14 protein-coding genes, 1 tRNA gene and 2 pseudogenes are annotated in these 16538 nt (G+C 58.1%); 10 read left to right on the forward strand and 7 right to left on the reverse strand.

Annotated elements, in window-relative coordinates:
- The first annotated feature begins 2 nt into the window (after positions 1-2).
- Complete coding sequence (locus tag A5483_RS05835) at positions 3-1640, forward strand: HAD-IA family hydrolase (protein ID WP_063811218.1); 1638 nt, start codon at positions 3-5, stop codon at positions 1638-1640.
- Positions 1641-1703: 63 nt separating this feature from the next.
- Here the strand turns inward: A5483_RS05835 and A5483_RS05840 are convergent, their stop codons facing one another.
- From A5483_RS05840 to A5483_RS05855, 4 genes are read right to left on the reverse strand one after another with little or no spacing between them, the layout of a single operon-like run.
- Entirely contained in the window at positions 1704-2093 is a 390-nt protein-coding gene (locus A5483_RS05840; RefSeq protein WP_063811219.1) for a DUF3054 domain-containing protein, read from the reverse strand.
- Positions 2090-4276 carry a YhgE/Pip domain-containing protein gene (locus A5483_RS05845; RefSeq protein WP_063811220.1) on the reverse strand — a complete coding sequence of 729 codons (2187 nt, stop codon included), beginning with the start codon at positions 4274-4276 and terminating at the stop codon, positions 2090-2092. Before A5483_RS05845 ends, A5483_RS05840 begins: the two co-directional genes overlap by 4 nt.
- A 3-nt stretch (positions 4277-4279) precedes the next feature.
- The gene (locus A5483_RS05850; protein WP_063811221.1) at positions 4280-5185 is read right to left on the reverse strand and encodes an ATP-binding cassette domain-containing protein; all 906 of its coding nucleotides are present in this window, start codon (positions 5183-5185) and stop codon (positions 4280-4282) included.
- A complete protein-coding gene (locus tag A5483_RS05855; RefSeq protein ID WP_063811328.1) occupies positions 5185-5805 on the reverse strand; it encodes a TetR/AcrR family transcriptional regulator in 621 nt (206 codons plus the stop codon). Before A5483_RS05855 ends, A5483_RS05850 begins: the two co-directional genes overlap by 1 nt.
- Positions 5806-5950: 145 nt before the next feature.
- Between A5483_RS05855 and prcB the strand changes: the two genes are divergently transcribed.
- From prcB to A5483_RS12700, 7 genes and pseudogenes are all read left to right on the forward strand, one after another.
- Entirely contained in the window at positions 5951-6790 is an 840-nt protein-coding gene (gene prcB, locus A5483_RS05860; RefSeq protein WP_002548639.1) for a proteasome subunit beta, read from the forward strand.
- On the forward strand, positions 6784-7464 hold the full coding sequence (gene prcA, locus A5483_RS05865) for a proteasome subunit alpha (protein ID WP_176607856.1): 681 nt from the start codon (positions 6784-6786) through the stop codon (positions 7462-7464). Before prcB ends, prcA begins: the two co-directional genes overlap by 7 nt.
- Entirely contained in the window at positions 7391-8548 is a 1158-nt protein-coding gene (locus A5483_RS05870) for a prephenate dehydrogenase (protein WP_082864000.1), read from the forward strand. Before prcA ends, A5483_RS05870 begins: the two co-directional genes overlap by 74 nt.
- Before the next feature lie 63 nt (positions 8549-8611).
- A complete protein-coding gene (cmk, locus tag A5483_RS05875; RefSeq protein WP_002548641.1) occupies positions 8612-9283 on the forward strand; it encodes a (d)CMP kinase in 672 nt (223 codons plus the stop codon).
- A gap of 64 nt (positions 9284-9347) precedes the next feature.
- Positions 9348-10718 carry a ribosome biogenesis GTPase Der gene (gene der / locus A5483_RS05880; protein WP_002548710.1) on the forward strand — a complete coding sequence of 457 codons (1371 nt, stop codon included), beginning with the start codon at positions 9348-9350 and terminating at the stop codon, positions 10716-10718.
- 64 nt (positions 10719-10782) lie between these two features.
- Positions 10783-10856, forward strand: a tRNA-Pro gene (locus A5483_RS05885).
- 363 nt (positions 10857-11219) lie between these two features.
- Positions 11220-11573 (forward strand): annotated as a pseudogene (locus tag A5483_RS12700) (hypothetical protein); the annotation flags it as partial.
- Between the two features lie 48 nt (positions 11574-11621).
- On the opposite strand, the pseudogene A5483_RS12370 reads toward A5483_RS12700, so the two are convergent.
- Both A5483_RS12370 and A5483_RS05895 read right to left on the reverse strand, forming a co-directional pair.
- Positions 11622-12224 (reverse strand): annotated as a pseudogene (locus A5483_RS12370) (ABC transporter permease family protein); the annotation flags it as partial.
- A 2-nt stretch (positions 12225-12226) separates the two neighbouring features.
- The gene (locus tag A5483_RS05895) at positions 12227-12973 is read right to left on the reverse strand and encodes an ABC transporter ATP-binding protein (RefSeq protein ID WP_063811329.1); all 747 of its coding nucleotides are present in this window, start codon (positions 12971-12973) and stop codon (positions 12227-12229) included.
- Positions 12974-13297: 324 nt separating this feature from the next.
- Here A5483_RS05895 and A5483_RS05900 point away from each other — a divergent pair, with 324 nt between their 5' ends.
- On the forward strand, positions 13298-13882 hold the full coding sequence (locus tag A5483_RS05900) for an ABC transporter ATP-binding protein (RefSeq protein WP_161485339.1): 585 nt from the start codon (positions 13298-13300) through the stop codon (positions 13880-13882).
- A complete protein-coding gene (locus A5483_RS05905) occupies positions 13879-16197 on the forward strand; it encodes a hypothetical protein (RefSeq protein WP_153023078.1) in 2319 nt (772 codons plus the stop codon). Before A5483_RS05900 ends, A5483_RS05905 begins: the two co-directional genes overlap by 4 nt.
- 8 nt (positions 16198-16205) lie before the next feature.
- Here A5483_RS05905 and A5483_RS12540 read toward each other — a convergent pair whose 3' ends face one another.
- Positions 16206-16334, reverse strand: a complete 129-nt coding sequence (locus A5483_RS12540; RefSeq protein ID WP_277619685.1) for a hypothetical protein — start codon at positions 16332-16334, stop codon at positions 16206-16208.
- Positions 16335-16538 lie beyond the last annotated feature (204 nt).

A 16538-nucleotide genomic window follows, 5' to 3' on the forward strand; every position in this document is an offset into this window, starting at 1 on the left:
CAATGCCAACTGAGACGCACATCGCCACCGCCGACCGTTTTTTCGCCGCTGTCTTGTGGGATTTCGACGGTACTCTCGTCGACACTGAGCCCCGGTGGGTTGAGGCCGAGTTGGCGATTCTCGCCTCGCACGGGGTCATATGGGAACCTGAGCAGGCCAATAAGTTTACTGGCGGCCCGCTGACTGACGTTTGCGAGGCCATGGCTGCCGACCTAGGTGGGGCACTGACCGTTGATGACGTCCGACATGAGCTCATCACCATGGTTTCGCGGTTTAATCGGGAACGTGAGGTGCCTTGGCGTCCCGGCGTCTTGAGCCTTCTCGCCGAGATTCGCGCGGCCGGTATTCCGATGGCGATCGTCACCGGTTCCGCTCATGCTGTTATCGAGCCGGTTTTGGAGGCCATGGCTGACAAGATCGGTAATCCCTTCGACACTGTGGTGACCTTCGATGATGTCACCCCAAAGACCGCGAAACCCGCCCCAGACCCGTATCTTCTTGCCGCTAAGCGTCTTGGTGTCAACATCGCTGACTGCCTAGCCATCGAGGACTCCCCGAAGGGCGCTACTTCGGCGACTATGGCCGGCGCGGCGGTGCTGACCGTCACGGGGTTGGCGGAGGTTGGGCCGGGTCCACGGCGGGTTCATCGTCCCGACTTGTCAGGTTTGTCGTTGGCTGATGTGGTCAGCCTCTGGCATCTCGCCGACGAACCAGCGGCCCCGGTAGCGAATGGCGGTGGGGGAGTTCTACGGGCTGGCGAACGGATCACCCTGACCGACCCAAAGGGTCGTAAGCATTCGATCGTTTTACAGCATGGTGGCGTGTTCCACACCACAAAGGGAGCAGTACGCCATGACGATCTCATCGGAGGGCCTCAGGGAGTCGTCGTCACTTCTGTCGGTGGCTTGAACTTTTTGGCTATGCGCCCGATCCTGAGCGAATTCACCGTCTCGATGCCGCGCGAAGCCGCCATTATTTACCCCAAAGAAGCAGCCCAGATCACCATGTGGGCCGACATTTTCCCCGGGGCCCGAGTACTTGAGGCAGGAGTTGGATCCGGGGGATTGTCGATCCCGCTGCTACGCGCTATCGGCCCACGGGGACGCCTACATTCCTACGAGAGGCGTCAGGAGTTCGCTGATGTCGCTCGCAAGAACGTCGAGTCCTTTTACGGGGAAGTCCCGTCTACCTGGGATCTTAAGGTGTCCGACCTAGTCACGGGTATCAGCTCGGAGCCAATCGATCGGGCCATCCTAGACATGCTGGCGCCATGGGAATGCGTCGAGACGGTAGGTAAAGTCTTGGTTCCTGGCGGTGTGTTGTGCTGCTATGTCGCAACAACGACCCAGATGGGTCGAGTCATGGATACTCTCCGTGCAGATGGTGGATGGACTGAGCCATCGGCTACTGAGACGACGACACGTGACTGGCACGCCGAAGGGTTAGCTATTCGTCCGGCGCATGGCACGACTGGCCACACCGGATTCCTGGTCATTTCACGGCGTCTTGCGCCGGGGGTGGTGGCACCGATGCGTAAGCGGCGCCCAGCTCCGGGAGCCTATGGCCCTGATTATCACGGCCCGCGTCCGCGCAACATCACTGAGCACGACCAGTGGCGGTTACCTAAAGAGGAGAAGTGACGACCTGAAGATCGTTGTCTGGCATTAGAACAGGGCCGGCGGGATAACCCGCCGGCCCTGCCGTCAAGCGTGCTTCTTGCGTCGTAGCGCTCGGATGGCTATCACTACGGCTCGCCACCCGATGAGGGTGAGAGCCAAGAAACTTGCCGCGACGACGACGAAAGTCACCGCTATACCTTGGCCCGTGAAGTAACGGACCATCATCCCGCCGACCAGGGTCGATGCCCACAGCACCACTCCAGCCAGCCACCGCAGAGCCGCGATACGCGCCGTCACGACGATCACCCATCCCACGGCGAGACCCAGCACAAAGGGGGTACCGGTTCGAAGCAGACCTCCCGGTGACAGCGCCTCGCCATGGCTGGCCCTCCCCATGGTCGCGAAGAGAATCACGCAAACAACGTCAGCGACCAGCGCACGCCGTACCGGCGGAGACGCCAATTCGTCATTCATCGCGGTCTTACCGAGAACGCAAAGTCGGCAGTAGAGGTCGAAGTGATCATCGGCGGATGCAGGTCACGCATACGGAACAACTTGTGGCGGTGGACAAGAGCCAAGGTGATAATCGTCGAGATGACGAGGACCCCGCCCTCCACGGCGAATCCAAGAGCCAATGTCGACATCGGTCCACCCGAGATAAGCACCCGGAAAGCATCCACGGAATACTTCATCGGCATGATGACCGAGAGCTTCTGGTAGACGGAGGGCAGCATCGTCACGGGGAAGGTCCCGCCGCAGGTAGGCAGCTGGAGTACGAGAAGGATAAGGAAGATAGCCGTCTGGGGCGATCCAAAAAGAAGCCTCATCCAGAAGGCCAACATCATCCACGCCAGTGATGTCAGTGTCACGAATCCTATGAAGTACCAAGGATGGACCGGGTCCAGACCAAGGGCTAGCCAGACGCCAAAGGCCATGATGTATGCGCCGGCTAGGGCGATGACTGCTAGCGGACCGAACCCAACTAGCGCAATCGACAAACTGTTCGCCCTACCAGTCATAGCGCGCCCGGAAAAGGTACGTACAACCAGGAACGTCGAAATGCAGGCAATCCACATGGCAATCGAGAAGAACATCGGTGCTAGGCCACGACCGTAGTATTTCGCGGAGTGGAGGATGGTCTGCTCGATGTCGACTGGGGAGCTCATGACATTGGCTAGGTTCGCGCGCTGGTCGTCCGACATGCCGGGGACCCGCTTGGCACCGGAGTCAAGACCTTGATGGAGCTGTGACGCACCCTTGGACAGAGCGTCCGAACCGGCTTTGAGTCGGCCTAGTCCATTGCTCAGCTGCATGACGCCGGACGCAATCTGAGGAGCCTTCGCGGTGAAGGTCCGCCCAGCGGCAGTGGCGTCATTGACGGACTTATTGAGGTCCTTAGCGGCCGAATCAGCGGTGTCCATGGCGCCGTTAATTGTCTCTAAACCATTGTTGACTTGTTGAGCGTCCTTGTTGAGTCGGCCTAGTGCCGCAGTGGCGTTATCCGCTAGAGTGTCCGCATTCTGCTGGTTAAGGCTAATGTTAAGGCCGGCCGACACATTAGCTACTGCCGCGATGTTAGAGGACACAGTGGTGGTAGAACTTGCAGCGCCATTAATCTGCTTTACTAAGGCCACATAATCTGGATCGTCAGCGAGTTCAGGATGCTTTGCTACAAGAGCAGATGCCTTACTAATGGCCCCTGTAACGTTGTGCTGAATCTTAATGACTGACTCCCCATTAGGATTCTGTAGGGTGGCTGTCGCCGACACGAGATTCCCAGCCTGCTTTTGCAGGGCAGGAAGATTCTTTGTCACGTTATTGATAAGCGGAACCATGGCTGAATTGATAGCTTGAGAATCAGCCATGACGCTTTGAGCTGCGCCGGTAATCGCCTGCGCACCGACCCGAGTCTGGGAGACCGCGCTCGACGTTTTAGCAGCGGCTGAATCAGCATTTGCCAAGGCGGAATTTACCTGGTTGACGGTCGCGGTGGAATCACCAGCGGCCTTCGTCGCGCCCAACACTTTATTGTTCATCTCTGTGACGCCAGCGTCGAGGGTCTTCAGCCCGTTATCGAGCTGTGCAGATCCGTCTGATGCCTTGGCTAGCGATTGTTTAATGGTGCCGAGGTTCACGAAGAGTGCATTGAAATACGTTTCAGAGACACTCTGATCCAGGGCCTGCTCCAAGGAAGTCTGCACCTGAGAGGTCAACAAGCCGATGATGAATCCGTTGGCGTCGTCACGATGAAGTTTCAGCGTCGCTCGCGCGGGTTTGAAGTCACCAGCAGACACGATGTTCGCCGAGAAATTCTCAGACACCTCAATAACCATGAAGTACTCAGCGTCCCGAAGCCCCTGATAGGCCTTATCATCGTCGGTGCCTAGAAAACTCCAGTCAAACCGTGGATTCTTCTTCAGAGTGTTCTGAAACTCTTGACCGGCATTAACCGTGCGTCCACCGAATGTTGCCGGCTTATCGTGACTGACAACAGCGATCTTTACCTTGTCGGTGTTGGAATACAGATCCCAGTTCGCGTGAAGATAAATGCCACCGTAGAGCAGCGGAATGACAAGAATGAATATTAGGCCGAGTTTGGAGCGTCCTTTAAAACGCCGGAACTCGAACTGTACGAGCCTTATGAATCGAGTGAGCATGCGTTATCTCCGGGGGGAGTCGTCGGGGCGGTCATTTTCCGTCAGGGGATTATTGTCGGACTTCGTATCGGATAGGCCATTGGCCTCTTTAGCGGCCGCAAAATGCACGCTTTCTTCACCCTTGCGAGGAATCTGAGTCACCTCGGGAGCTTCAGGGTCTCGGGAATTACCATCAAAATCCTCGTTAGTATGGAGATCTTTGACGGCATGGCGACGCTTGTGCGCCGGCAGTTCTATATCAAGGGAACCAGGCGGGGCCATGTCATCGTCCAAAGTCGCCGCGATAATCGTCGAATCGTCGAGTTCAGTGAGCTTCGAAAACATCTCGAACAGCAGCTTTTGCTGAATATGCGGCACCATGACATCGGCGTCGTCGATAACGACCACCTTCGTCTCCCTGAGCATGGCGAGGGCCACAGATGCGACGGCACGCTCGATGGCTTCAAGCTGCTCGAATTCGCAGGAGCGATCGATGCGAAACCCGACGATCTCTTCGATCTGACGTATCCTATCTTCGGCCTTCTTGAGGTTGACGGCATCGAGGTGACATCGCTCAGCGACGGATTCGTTGAGGGTCAGACGGTCCTCAGGTACAACATATTCGGCGATTCGCGCCACGGAGGTCCGCTGGAGGGCCCGGTAGGGCTCAGCCATGGCGTCAATACCATCAATGATGAGGGTACCCTTCGTTCGACGAAATCGTCCGGACAAAGCTAACAGGAGCGCCGACTTGCCGGCGCCAGCAGGACCATGAATCACGGCCAGCTGGCGCGGCGCCAGATCCATATCGAGGGGGCCAAAAATCATTCCCTGACGCCCTTGGGCACTGAGATCGCGGGCGTGGAGCACCACCCCCGAGGCGTCCTCGACAGCCTGAGTGTCGACCGGAGAACGTTTCGACAAGCGCATCACTGAAGGAACCCCCTGATTGCACGTTCGATGACATCGGTAATGACCCGCCGGTCAATAACCGCGCTGGCTGCAGAAAACTCCAAGGCGAGGACGTTGACCAAACTGAGGACAACCACCGCGAGACTGCGCGGGTTAACAGCCTCAGCGGACTCGACGCGGCCGAGTACACCGTACTGGTTCGTCAATTCGACCAGCTGGCTGATCCGCTGTGTTTGGAGTTTCGAATAAGCCTCAGCGATCTCCTCGTCACGACGGGCGAGGGCGCGAAACTCGGCGAGAATCACTTGCCACGGGGCATCTTCCAGGAGAATCTCCGTGAGCTTCTCGCTGACGCTGTGCATGACATCGTCAGGACGTCCGCTGCTGGAGAGAATGGGGGAGAGGGCGTCGACCACATCCCTCTCTCCGCTAGCCAAGCGGGCAGCGCAAACCTGACCAAAGAGATCGGGCTTCGACCCGAAGTTGGAGTACACCGCACCCTTGGTGAACCCGGCGTCCGAAGCAATGCGTCGCAAGCTTGCGCCGGCATAGCCGTCCCGTTCAAAGTTTTGGGCGGCTGCGGTAAGTATTCTGTTTCTCACCTCATCGCGATGAGGTCGTTCTACTGCGGCAGGCATCACAGTTGTCATCTTTCGAGGAATCCAGATCTGTTCGGCGGCGGTACCACCGGTATCGGATACCGATGGTATCCGCATCTGAGTCTGAGCCCAAATCGGTCAGCTAGGCTGGACAACTCGAGTAGTCGTCGTGGCGAGGAGGGTCATGCCGTTGCCATTGTCCGCTGTCGATGAGGACTGCCTCATGTCGAGCACGACCATCGATTCCTTCGCCGTGTTTCTACGCCGAGTCGCTCCTGAACTGTTGCCCCCGACAACAGTCGACACGAGCGTCCCCGAGCTGCTGAGGCACGGCAGAACTGTGCTCGCAATTCGCTACAGCGGAGGAGTTGTCATAGCCGCTGACCTCGGCTCTGCGATGGCAAGGCATCTTCGTCAGAGCGACATCGATCGCATCCTCGGTACCGATCATCGGTGCGCTATCGGTGTCGCCGGAGCAGCCGGTCTAGCAGGAGAAATGATTCGTCTTTTTCAAGCTGAAGTCGATCATCTCGAGAAAATTCAAGGCCAGCGGATCAGCATGGATGGCCGCGCAACCAGACTGTCTAGTTTGGTCCGTTCCAATGGAACGATGATGGCTCAAGGACTCGCTGTCACGCCGCTACTGGCGGGCTGGGATGATCTGGCCCATCGCGGCCGGATCTTTTCCTATGACGGCACTGGCGGACGAACTGAGGAACATTCTCATGCCTGTGTGGGGTCCGGAGCTTTATTTGCAAGCGGGGTCCTCAACAAGGGCTACCGAGCAGGGATGGATCGGGATGAATCCGTGGCCCTGGCTATCCGCGCCCTGGACACGGCTATCAGCGATGACACCGCGTCGTCTCGGTCGGGACCCGATCTGTCGCGCGGCCTATACCCGACAGTGGCGTGCGCAGATTCCCACGGTGTGACCCGTATCCCCACCGAGGAGGTGGCGGTACTGGCGAAACGGGTAGTCGACCAGATCACTGCCGAGTCCGATCGTGAGGAGGGCCGATCATGACGTTTCCGGGCTATGTTCCGCCCAGTGAGTGGAAAGCTGATCGTTCCAAGTTTGTCTCAGATTCCATTCGCGATGGAGATGACGCCGTCGTCGTCGCTCGATGTGCTGAGGGGATCGCGCTGGTAGCGCGTCAACATGGAGCCGATCTTCCCAAGGGCATGAGGTCAGTCGCTGAAATCCACGATCGGCTGGCGTTCGCAGCCGTCGGACCATTCCACGAGGCAGAGGGACTGCGAGTAGCAGGTATCCGCTATGCCGATTTGCACGCCTATGCGTACGACCGCCTTGACGTCACCGGGCGCAGCTTAGCCAGCATGTATTCGCAGATTATTGGCAAGGTATTTTCCCGCCCCGACATTAAGCCCTATGAAGTTCAGGTCGCGGTCGCCGAACTTGGCTTGGTCCCCTCAGAGGATCGCCTCTACACGATTGATTTCGATGGTTCCGTCTGTGCTGGCACCGGGCCCGTCCTGTTAGGTGCAACAAATGAGCGCTCCCTCGAGCTGCCCAATGACGCGACGATATCCGGGGTCGTACGAGCTGCGGGACCCGTCCTTGACGCCGAGCTCACAGACCTTGAGGTAGGTCTGCTTGATCGCCATGCCTCGACGCGTCGCCACTTCCGACGTCTCGACGCTACAACCATCGTGGAAGCCGACCGTGACGAATCCTGATCGCGTCGAGCCGACCTTGAACGGTCCGGTCCTTATCGTTGGTGTTGGCCTTATTGGGGCATCCATCGGTAAGGCCCTGGTAAGGGCGGGGATCGATGTCCATTTGTGGGATATCGATCGCAGCAATGCCCTCGTCGCTGCCGGGCGCGGAGCTGGCAGTCTCGATGACCTGGCTGACGACGCGTATCACATGATCGTCATCGCGACCCCACCAGCCGTCGTCGCACAGACGATCGTTGACCGCTTGACGCGACATCCCCAAGCCGTGGTCACCGACACCGCTTCAGTGAAGGGGGCGGTGTTGGCCGAGTTGACCACGTTGGCTGCCGGGCATGGCGTCGACATGTCTCGCTATGTGGGTTCCCACCCCATGGCGGGAACCCAATACACCGGCCCATTGACAGCCTCCAGTGAGCTTTTCATCAACCGCACCTGGGTGGTGGCCCCTCGCCCCGACAACCGTCATGATGACGTGGAACAAGTCGTCGCTGTGGCCCAAGCCTGCGGTGCTCGGGTGGTGAGTATGGATGCCCACGAGCATGACCGGGCAGTCGCAGAGGTGTCCCACCTGCCCCATCTCATGAGTATCCTCACTGCCGCAAATTTGCGCCATGCTCGTCCTGAGCACCTGAGCCTCGCAGGATCCGGCATCCGCGACGTCACCCGAATCGCCCGCTCCCAGACGGCAATGTGGCGGCAGATCCTCAGCTCCAACCGAGTTGAGGTCCGCAGCCAATTAGAAGCGATTCGTGATGACCTCGATGACCTACTGTCTCGTCTTAACGATTCGCAACGCTTAGAGGAGTTCCTCAGCGTTGGTCAGGCCGGTGCCCGCAAAGTGGCAGGTAAACACGGGCACCAGATGGTGGAGACGACCGCCGTCATCGTCGAGATTCCGGATACCCCGGGTGCCTTGGCGCGATTGTTTGCCGATGTTGAGGCTGCTGGGGTCAACGTCGAAGACTTGTCGGTGGAACATAATCCAGCCCGCGAGGTTGGTTTCTTATCCATTGACGTTGCCCCGAATCGCGCCGCGCAGTTGACCGCGTCGATGCGCGATCACGGCTGGTCGGTGCGATCCTGACACTTGTCGGTGGATGCCGATATCCTCACCCCTGTCAGATCGCCATCGTAAGGCAGGCAGAACGTGTCAACCTCACCTCTCGTCATCGCCATCGACGGGCCCAGCGGGTCCGGCAAGTCGTCGACCTCTCGTGGGGTCGCGAACCGGCTCGGGCTAGCTCACCTCGACACCGGATCGATGTATCGAGCAGTGGCTTGCCGCGTTGCTCATCTGGGTATTGACCCGACTGTCAACCCTCGTGATGCCATTGAGGTGGCTCGGGCCTGCCACCTCGAGGTTGATACCTCGGCTATCGGTAGCCGCGTCGTGATCGATGGGGAGGATGTCACCGCGGAAATTAGAGATCCGCAGACGAGTGCCAAGGTGTCGGCGGTGGCGACGATTCAGCCGATTCGTGATGCCCTGACTGCTCGCATGCGTCAGGTCGCGGCTGACCGCGGTCGTATCGTGATGGAGGGACGCGACATCACGACGGTGGTGTGCCCCGACGCGCAGGTCAGAGTGCTTCTGGTGGCTGACCCGGCCGTCCGCATCGCACGGCGTCAGGCTGAGTTGGGGGAGAAGGTCGACATGGCTCAGGTCATTGATTCGATCGTGCGTCGTGACCGGGACGATTCCACTGTGTCGACCTTTGAGGAGCCGGCTGAGGGGGTCACTGTGGTGGACTCCACCCATCTCGATTTGGATCAGGTCATTGACACCGTCATTGATCTGGTGCCCGTTTCGCTGCGCTGAGCATTATTTCTACTAACGTCACACCGTGTACCGTGGTTTAGTCCCCTAGCAGGAGTGTGTCCTCATGTCCGACTCGCCCGAGTTCGTCACCGGCCCCAGCGACGGCATCGAGGAGGCTCTCCCGAAGCCTGTTGTTGCCGTCGTCGGTCGGCCTAATGTTGGTAAATCCACCCTCGTCAATCGTATTCTTGGCCGCAGAGCAGCTGTCGTACAGGATGTCCCAGGTGTGACCCGTGACCGGGTGTCTTATGACGCTGAGTGGTCTGGCCGCCAGTTCGTCCTCGTCGATACCGGCGGCTGGGCCTCCGACGCCTCTGGCATGGCGGCCATGATTGCTGAGCAGGCTGAATTGGCTATCTCGACCGCTGACGCCGTTCTCTTCGTCGTTGACGCGAACGTGGGCACCACGGACGAAGACGAGGCCGTCGTCCAGGTTCTAAGGCAGTCTCGCAAGCCCGTCGTGGTTGCTGCTAACAAGGTCGATGACGGTCGCGGTGAGCCTGACGCTACCGCGATGTGGAACCTAGGGTTGGGGGAGCCCCACCCCGTTTCCGCCATGCACGGGCGCGGTTCAGGTGACCTTCTCGATGCACTCATTGCTGTCCTGCCCAAGGATCGAGCTAGCTACGAATCATCGAACGGGCCGCGTCGGGTCGCCATTGTGGGCAAGCCGAACGTCGGCAAGTCGTCCCTTCTGAACCGGATAGCGCGTCAGAACCGCGTAGTCGTCTCGGATGTTTCTGGGACGACGGTTGATCCCGTTGACGAGCTAGTCACTGTCGGTGGCACCGTCTATCAATTCATTGACACCGCCGGTTTGCGCAAGAGGGTGAAGGAGGCTTCCGGACACGAGTACTACGCTTCACTGCGCACCCAGGCCGCCATCGAGCGTGCCGAGGTGTGCGTGGTCGTCATCGACGCGTCGGAGTCGATCAGCGATCAGGACCTTCGCATCCTCACGATGGTCGAGAATGCGGGGCGGGCAATGGTCATCGCCTACAACAAGTGGGATCTGACCGATGAAGAGCGCCGCCGCTATTTGGAGCGCGAGATCGAGCGCGACGTTCAGGCCTATTCCTGGGCGCCGCGGGTCAACATCTCGGCGCTCAACGGCCGCAACGTTGACAAGCTTGAGAAGGCTATCGAGACGGCCGCAGGAGGCTGGGAAACGCGTGTTTCGACGGGGAAGCTCAATGCATTCCTCGGCCGTCTTGCAGCTGCCCACCCTCACCCGGTACGGGGAGGAAAACAACCGAGGATCCTCTTCGGTACCCAAGCGCACAACTGTCCGCCGACTTTTGCCCTGTTCACATCGGGGGCGTTCGACCAAGGATATGTGCGGTTCATTATCAGGCGGCTGCGTGAGGACTTCGGCTTCGCCGGTTCACCCGTCCATGTGGAGATTCGACCTCGGGTAAAGCGACAGAGGAAGTGACCCGTTTTGTCGGAGCAACGGAAGTACGCTACTGTATTTCCTCGGGTCACCGAGTGATCCGAAACGGGCTGTGGCGCAGTTTGGTAGCGCACTTGACTGGGGGTCAAGGGGTCGCAGGTTCAAATCCTGTCAGCCCGACGTTTTAAGGTTCCGCGAGCGGGCTTGTGTTCGTGAAACGCCGTCATCGATTGACGGCCGGCTCGCATCATGACTCACTGGAGATCAGGTCTTCCTTGGTCGCCGGTTGACCCCCGTTTCGGTTCGCGATCACCGAGCCGTACTTTCTATCTGCCTACCTGTCCAGCGATCTTCCGATGGGCCAAGACCTTAGCTCATTGGACTCGGTAGACAGTGTTTTCGCAGATCGAGTCCGTCCTAGATAGTGATATATCATATCGGTATCCGAGATACTTTTGTGACGTGATCTGGGCTCGTCCTAGCCTTCAGCACATGCTTGACGCGACTCCAGCATCGAGCTGATCTCCCACCAAGGGACATCTCATGACAGACCAGGATTCAGCACAGTCCGCTTCGTTCTCTGACAGTTCAGAACCTGTGGTGTTGCCTTCCGGAGCTATCGTCCAGACGGATTCCGGCGCCACTAAACCCGGATCTGCCACTGTTTCTCGCCGCGCGCTGCTCACCGGGATTGGCATCTCCGCCGTCACGGGACTCGCAGTTGGAGCCGGCATAGCCGGGCCCATTGCTTACCACCGTGGCAAGTCGACTGCCGGAGCCGGGACCGGTGGTAAGCGACACATCAATTTGGTCTTTGGCGGTGACGTGTGTGACGCGCCAGCCATCGTCGCTAAGGAGAAGGGATTCTTCGCTGACGCCGGGCTCGACGTTTCTCTGCACCGCACGGTGGGCGATGAGGACATCAAGGCTGCCGTCGGATCAGGTCAGTCCGATGGCAGAACTCGTGAGGGCGAGCAGCACCAGAGCCGCGATGACCCCGATCACGGGGACGGGGCCGAGCAGCACCGAACGTGCTCCGATGACCTCACCGTTGAACGACAACCGCCCCAGGGCTGGAACGCAGAGCAGGTATCCCAGGATGCCGAGGATCGCACCGGTGAGGGCCTGCAGCCCGGCCTCGGCCAGGGTCATCACTCGTAGCAGATGCGCCGACGCCCCGATGAGTCTCAACGACGACAGTCGATCGTCCCGGCGTCTTGCCGACAGCTTCGCTGCCGAGGAGGCCAGCGTCATGAGGGGAAGTATCAGCAGTACCACGGCGATCGTCGAGGTCACCCGGTAGAAAGCGGCATTGTCCCCGCGGATGTGCCACATCATCACGGCCCCACCGGTGACGTCGAGGATGATCGTCGAGATGACGCCGAAAGCGATCACGGGCAGCCGCCAGGTGGAGCGATCGGAGATCGAGGCGCGCAGGGTCATGGCGAGGATCTGCCGAGTCGCTGGACGCCTGGGTTCGACCTTCAGCGGTTCGGGGACGGTGATCGTCGGGTTAGGCTGCTCGACGGCAGCAGACGTGGACGTCATGGTCACCACCTCCCATTGGGTTGACGCAGCTCGTCGGAGACGATCCGGCCATCCTGCAGCCCCACGATGCGTTGGCAGCGCCGGGCGACGTCCTCGTCGTGGGTGACGACGACAAGGGTGCGTCCGCGTCCGGTGGCCGCGAGCAGGATGGACATCACCTCGATGGCGGTGGCCGAGTCGAGGGCCCCGGTGGGCTCGTCGGCGAAGACGATCGCTGGGTTGATCACCTGCGACCTCGCAATGGCGACTCGCTGTGCCTGGCCCCCGGAGAGCTGACCGATGCGGCGCTCCTCCATGCCAGCCAACCCCATGGAGCTGAGCCACTGGGCGGCATGGCGGATGGCCTCGTCCTTCGGTGTGCCATTGAGCATGAGGGGCAGTGCCGTGTTCTCCACGGCAGTGAGCTCGGCGACGAGCATGCCCTGCTGGAAGACGAACCCGAGGGATTCACGTCGCAGTCCGGCATGGTCCTCGGTGGTGAGGGACTCGACGTTGACGGTACGTCTGGGCAGGTTCAGTTCGATGCTGCCGGAATCGGGGGAGAGGATCCCCGACAGGCAGTGCAACAGGGTGGTCTTGCCCGAGCCAGACGGTCCCATGACGGCGACCGACTGGCCGGCGGGGATGGTGAGGTCGACGTGGTCGAGGGCACGGGTGGAGCCATAGGCCTTCGTCAGCGCCTGGGTGTGCAGCCGGGCACCTGGGGCGATGTCGGTCGGGGGAGCGTCTTGGCGCGATGTCGTCGGCATGGCATCCACTGTGCTGCGCGATCTCGTGGTGCACATCGTGCAGGTGGACGAGATTGCCGTCATGCTGCGGTAGGAGAAAGCTCAAGCAGTCGGTGAGCCATGATCATCTTGCAACTGGTGGGCAGAGTGTTCGACATCGCATGACACACATCGGTGATTTCTCTCAGCTGCTCAGGGATGACTCGTAGGAATGGGTGATCGGTTCAAGTGGTTTCTATCTCTGCTATAGTCACGAGTGAAAATTTTAGGGGAAAGCCTTCCATGCTAGAAGTACGTAACTTGACAGTTACCTATCCAGGGTCAGAACGTCCTGTCCTTGACCATGTGGATCTCGACTTCCCAATCGGGACAACAGCCGTGGTTGGACCAAGTGGCAGTGGAAAGTCCACACTTTTTTCTGCACTCCTAGGCATGGTGAAGGTTCGGTCTGGAAGGCTGTTCCTTGAAGGGAAGGAACTCCCAGAGAAGCGTTCCCAAAGATTCTCCGTAGTACATCAAGACTACAGGTTGGTGCCGTTTTTGACGGTACTCGAGAACATTCGACTATCCTGTGAACTGCACAATGTGGATGTCTCTGGGTCACGATTGGATACACTGCTGTCAATGGTAGGTCTCCAAGACTTTGAGGACCGCAGAATTCAGACACTATCCGGAGGCGAAAAACAGCGTGTTGCCATCTCACGCGCCCTCGCCTCCTCACCCTCAGTTCTCCTGGCCGATGAGCCAACAGGTGCTCTAGATCGGAAGAACTCCGACAATGTCTCTCATCTGCTTCGCGAAATCTCGAAGACCTCAAGAATACCGGTGGTTCTCGCCACGCACGATGAAAAGGTGGCATCTGTTGCTGATCAACTGATACGCCTTGTGGGTGACGGATCCGCAGTAGTGGAGAAAGACCTTCCGGCATGAGTGTCTCCCGTAAGATCCCCATCCTTTATTGTCGTCGACAACTACGCGATTGGATTCCAACCTGCGTAGTGATCGTGCTGTTCTGCGCCGCAGTATTCCTGATCACCTCCATGCATGCGCACTTCACCCAAGCTCTGAACGCGAGTGTCTCTGCATCGCAAGGTGGGTATCGATATGCCATGACCGGAGCGACCAAGGATCAGGAGGAGGTGGCTCGCCGAAGTGGCTACACTCCAGTCTTGGACGAGAGCCTTCGCGTCACAGGGCATGACTCCGTTTCAACTGCCACTGTGCGGACCACTGTGCACGGGGGTAAGACGCCTGGGATTCTTACAAAAGGATCTTTCCCCTCCAGTGGAGGAGAAATTGCGGTATCCATTCACTTGGCTCAATCCCTGAATGTACAGATCGGGGACACGGTCTCCGTTGGATCTGGTTCCACGTCATTGCTTCGGATCAGTGGTCTCATCGTTCAACCGCTGAGCCCAGAGCTGGACTTTGCCAGCCGGACGGTTCCCGCTGAGCTTCCGCATGCCCCCACACTTTGGTTGGGGGATTCGACGCCCAAGACCATCGATTCGGCGAATCCCCCACAAGTTACTATCATCGGCGATGATTTTGGCGACCAGAATGCCAACCCCATCTACGGGATACTAAGCAACCTGCTGTCCCTGCGCTGGGTTTTACTAGCACTTGGAAGTGGTCTGATCATACTTTTCGATGTGGCTCTCCGGCGGAGTTCTCAACCAATAATTGATGGATTGAACGCTGCGGGAATGTCGCAATCAAAAGCATGGAGCTCACTCCACGGTGCGTTGTTCCTTCCCAGGGCGATGGCTCTGCTCATTGGCGGACTAATTGTATACGGGTTGCAGCCAATTTATGTTCAGAAGTTAGGTTTATTCTTTGGCGAATACTGGAGTCCAGTACTTCCCGAACTGACTGAGCTGCTTCTTGTTTTCTTCTTCTTGGTGCTGATCCCCCTGCTGGTGTCTCTGATCTCAACACAACTAGCCGAGCACCGATCTGGGCGCATGAAGAAAGTGAGGCGCTCACTGAACCTGGAAAATAATCTGCTCCGTATTGGAGGTGCAGTTGGTGCGCTTTCTGGAGCATTGATGGTTTACATGGGGATTTCAATCTTATGTGGTAGACTCCCCTTTGTTTCAGCTGGCGCGGCAATACCTCTGGGGTTTTTGTCACTCCTCACAATTCCTTGGTTGGATGCCCATATCAGAACTGTGGGGTTAAACCCGATCACAGCGAAATTCGCGAGAACAACATCACGTCGTCGCCGCATCTCTGGGTTACTCGTCGGATTTCTCTTGTTTGGATCATTCTCCTGGGCTCTTGCGATGGAAAGAACCGCTTCAGACAATACAACATCCGATGCCACATCGAACGTGTTGCAAGTGGTAGGCGTTCCAGATTCAGAGTTTGATTTGATCCAATCAAGTTATTCTCAGATCTCCAATGCCCCACCCAAAAAATATGCAATGTTGGCAGGACATGATGGCGAGCAGGTGCTGGCGATATCAGAGGAATTTGCGACATGCTGGGAAAAGAGCAGCAAAGCACCTGAGCAGCGTCTTGAGGAGTGTGGAGACGATTCTCCTACCACTGTCGTACTGGACAATGCGTCAGTGAACCGGGTGCTCCCGCCGAGCAACTTCACCGGACGAAAGTTCAGTGTCGCTGTCGTCAATGACACGGGAATGATCAAAAAACTTCAGCCTGCTACCGTGACCCCAGGAAGCAGACTGGAAGCAGATGTTGCATCTGTGGTTCTTGTTGGATCGAAAACCCCGGCTGGGAAATATCTTGCTTCGCTGCGATCAAAACTTCTTTTTGTCACCCTTCCAGAGTATCTGAATCTTGACTCGAGGAAGCAGTCCTTGATGCGTTCCATACTCCTCATGTCAACACCAACGGCTTTTCCTCAATCGAATTCAAACCCCGACGATGCCGTCATGCTCAGATCAATAGGGCTTGCTGTTGGTCTCACAACTGCACTCGTTGGGATAGTGGCGCAAACAATGATCAGCATTGGTGAAAGAGAATCATTTGCCAATGAATTGCAGTGGACTGATGAGTTCTCTGGTGGACAACTGGGTCGGAGAGAAAGAATCTCTGGAGTCCTCACGCTGGTTGCTTGGACGATCATCGTGACTGGATCATCAGCATGGTGTACCTGGATCAGTCTGCCTCACAACGGGAATGGAATCAGCATGGTGATGCTCATCATCCCGATACTTCTAGCTGTCGTCTGCTCATTCATCTATTTCCTGACGTCAAAGGTGAGGGCAGCGGTGTAGATAACTCGTCATGAGTCAGCTCGACACAAGTGCTGGGTGCGCAGCTGGGCACCGGGGGTGATGTCGGTCGGGGGAGCATCTTGGTGCGGTGCCGTCAGCATGGCATCCACTGTGCTGTGCACTACCGTAGTGGGCATGTGTAGGTGGATGAGATTGCCGTCGTCCTGCGTAGGAGGGAGCCTGCGGTAGGAGGGGGCTCAAGCAGTCGGGAAGCTGCGGAAGTTTCGTCATGGACATCCGTTTTCCGTGGAGAACTTCCGAGGATCCATGGGTGCTGCAACTGTGGGTGGCATGTGGGGCCGATGGCAACATCATTGCCACACGTCGATTCCAGGTTGTCT

Source organism: Cutibacterium namnetense, assembly GCF_001642025.1.
In the GTDB taxonomy this organism is placed as follows: domain Bacteria; phylum Actinomycetota; class Actinomycetes; order Propionibacteriales; family Propionibacteriaceae; genus Cutibacterium; species Cutibacterium namnetense.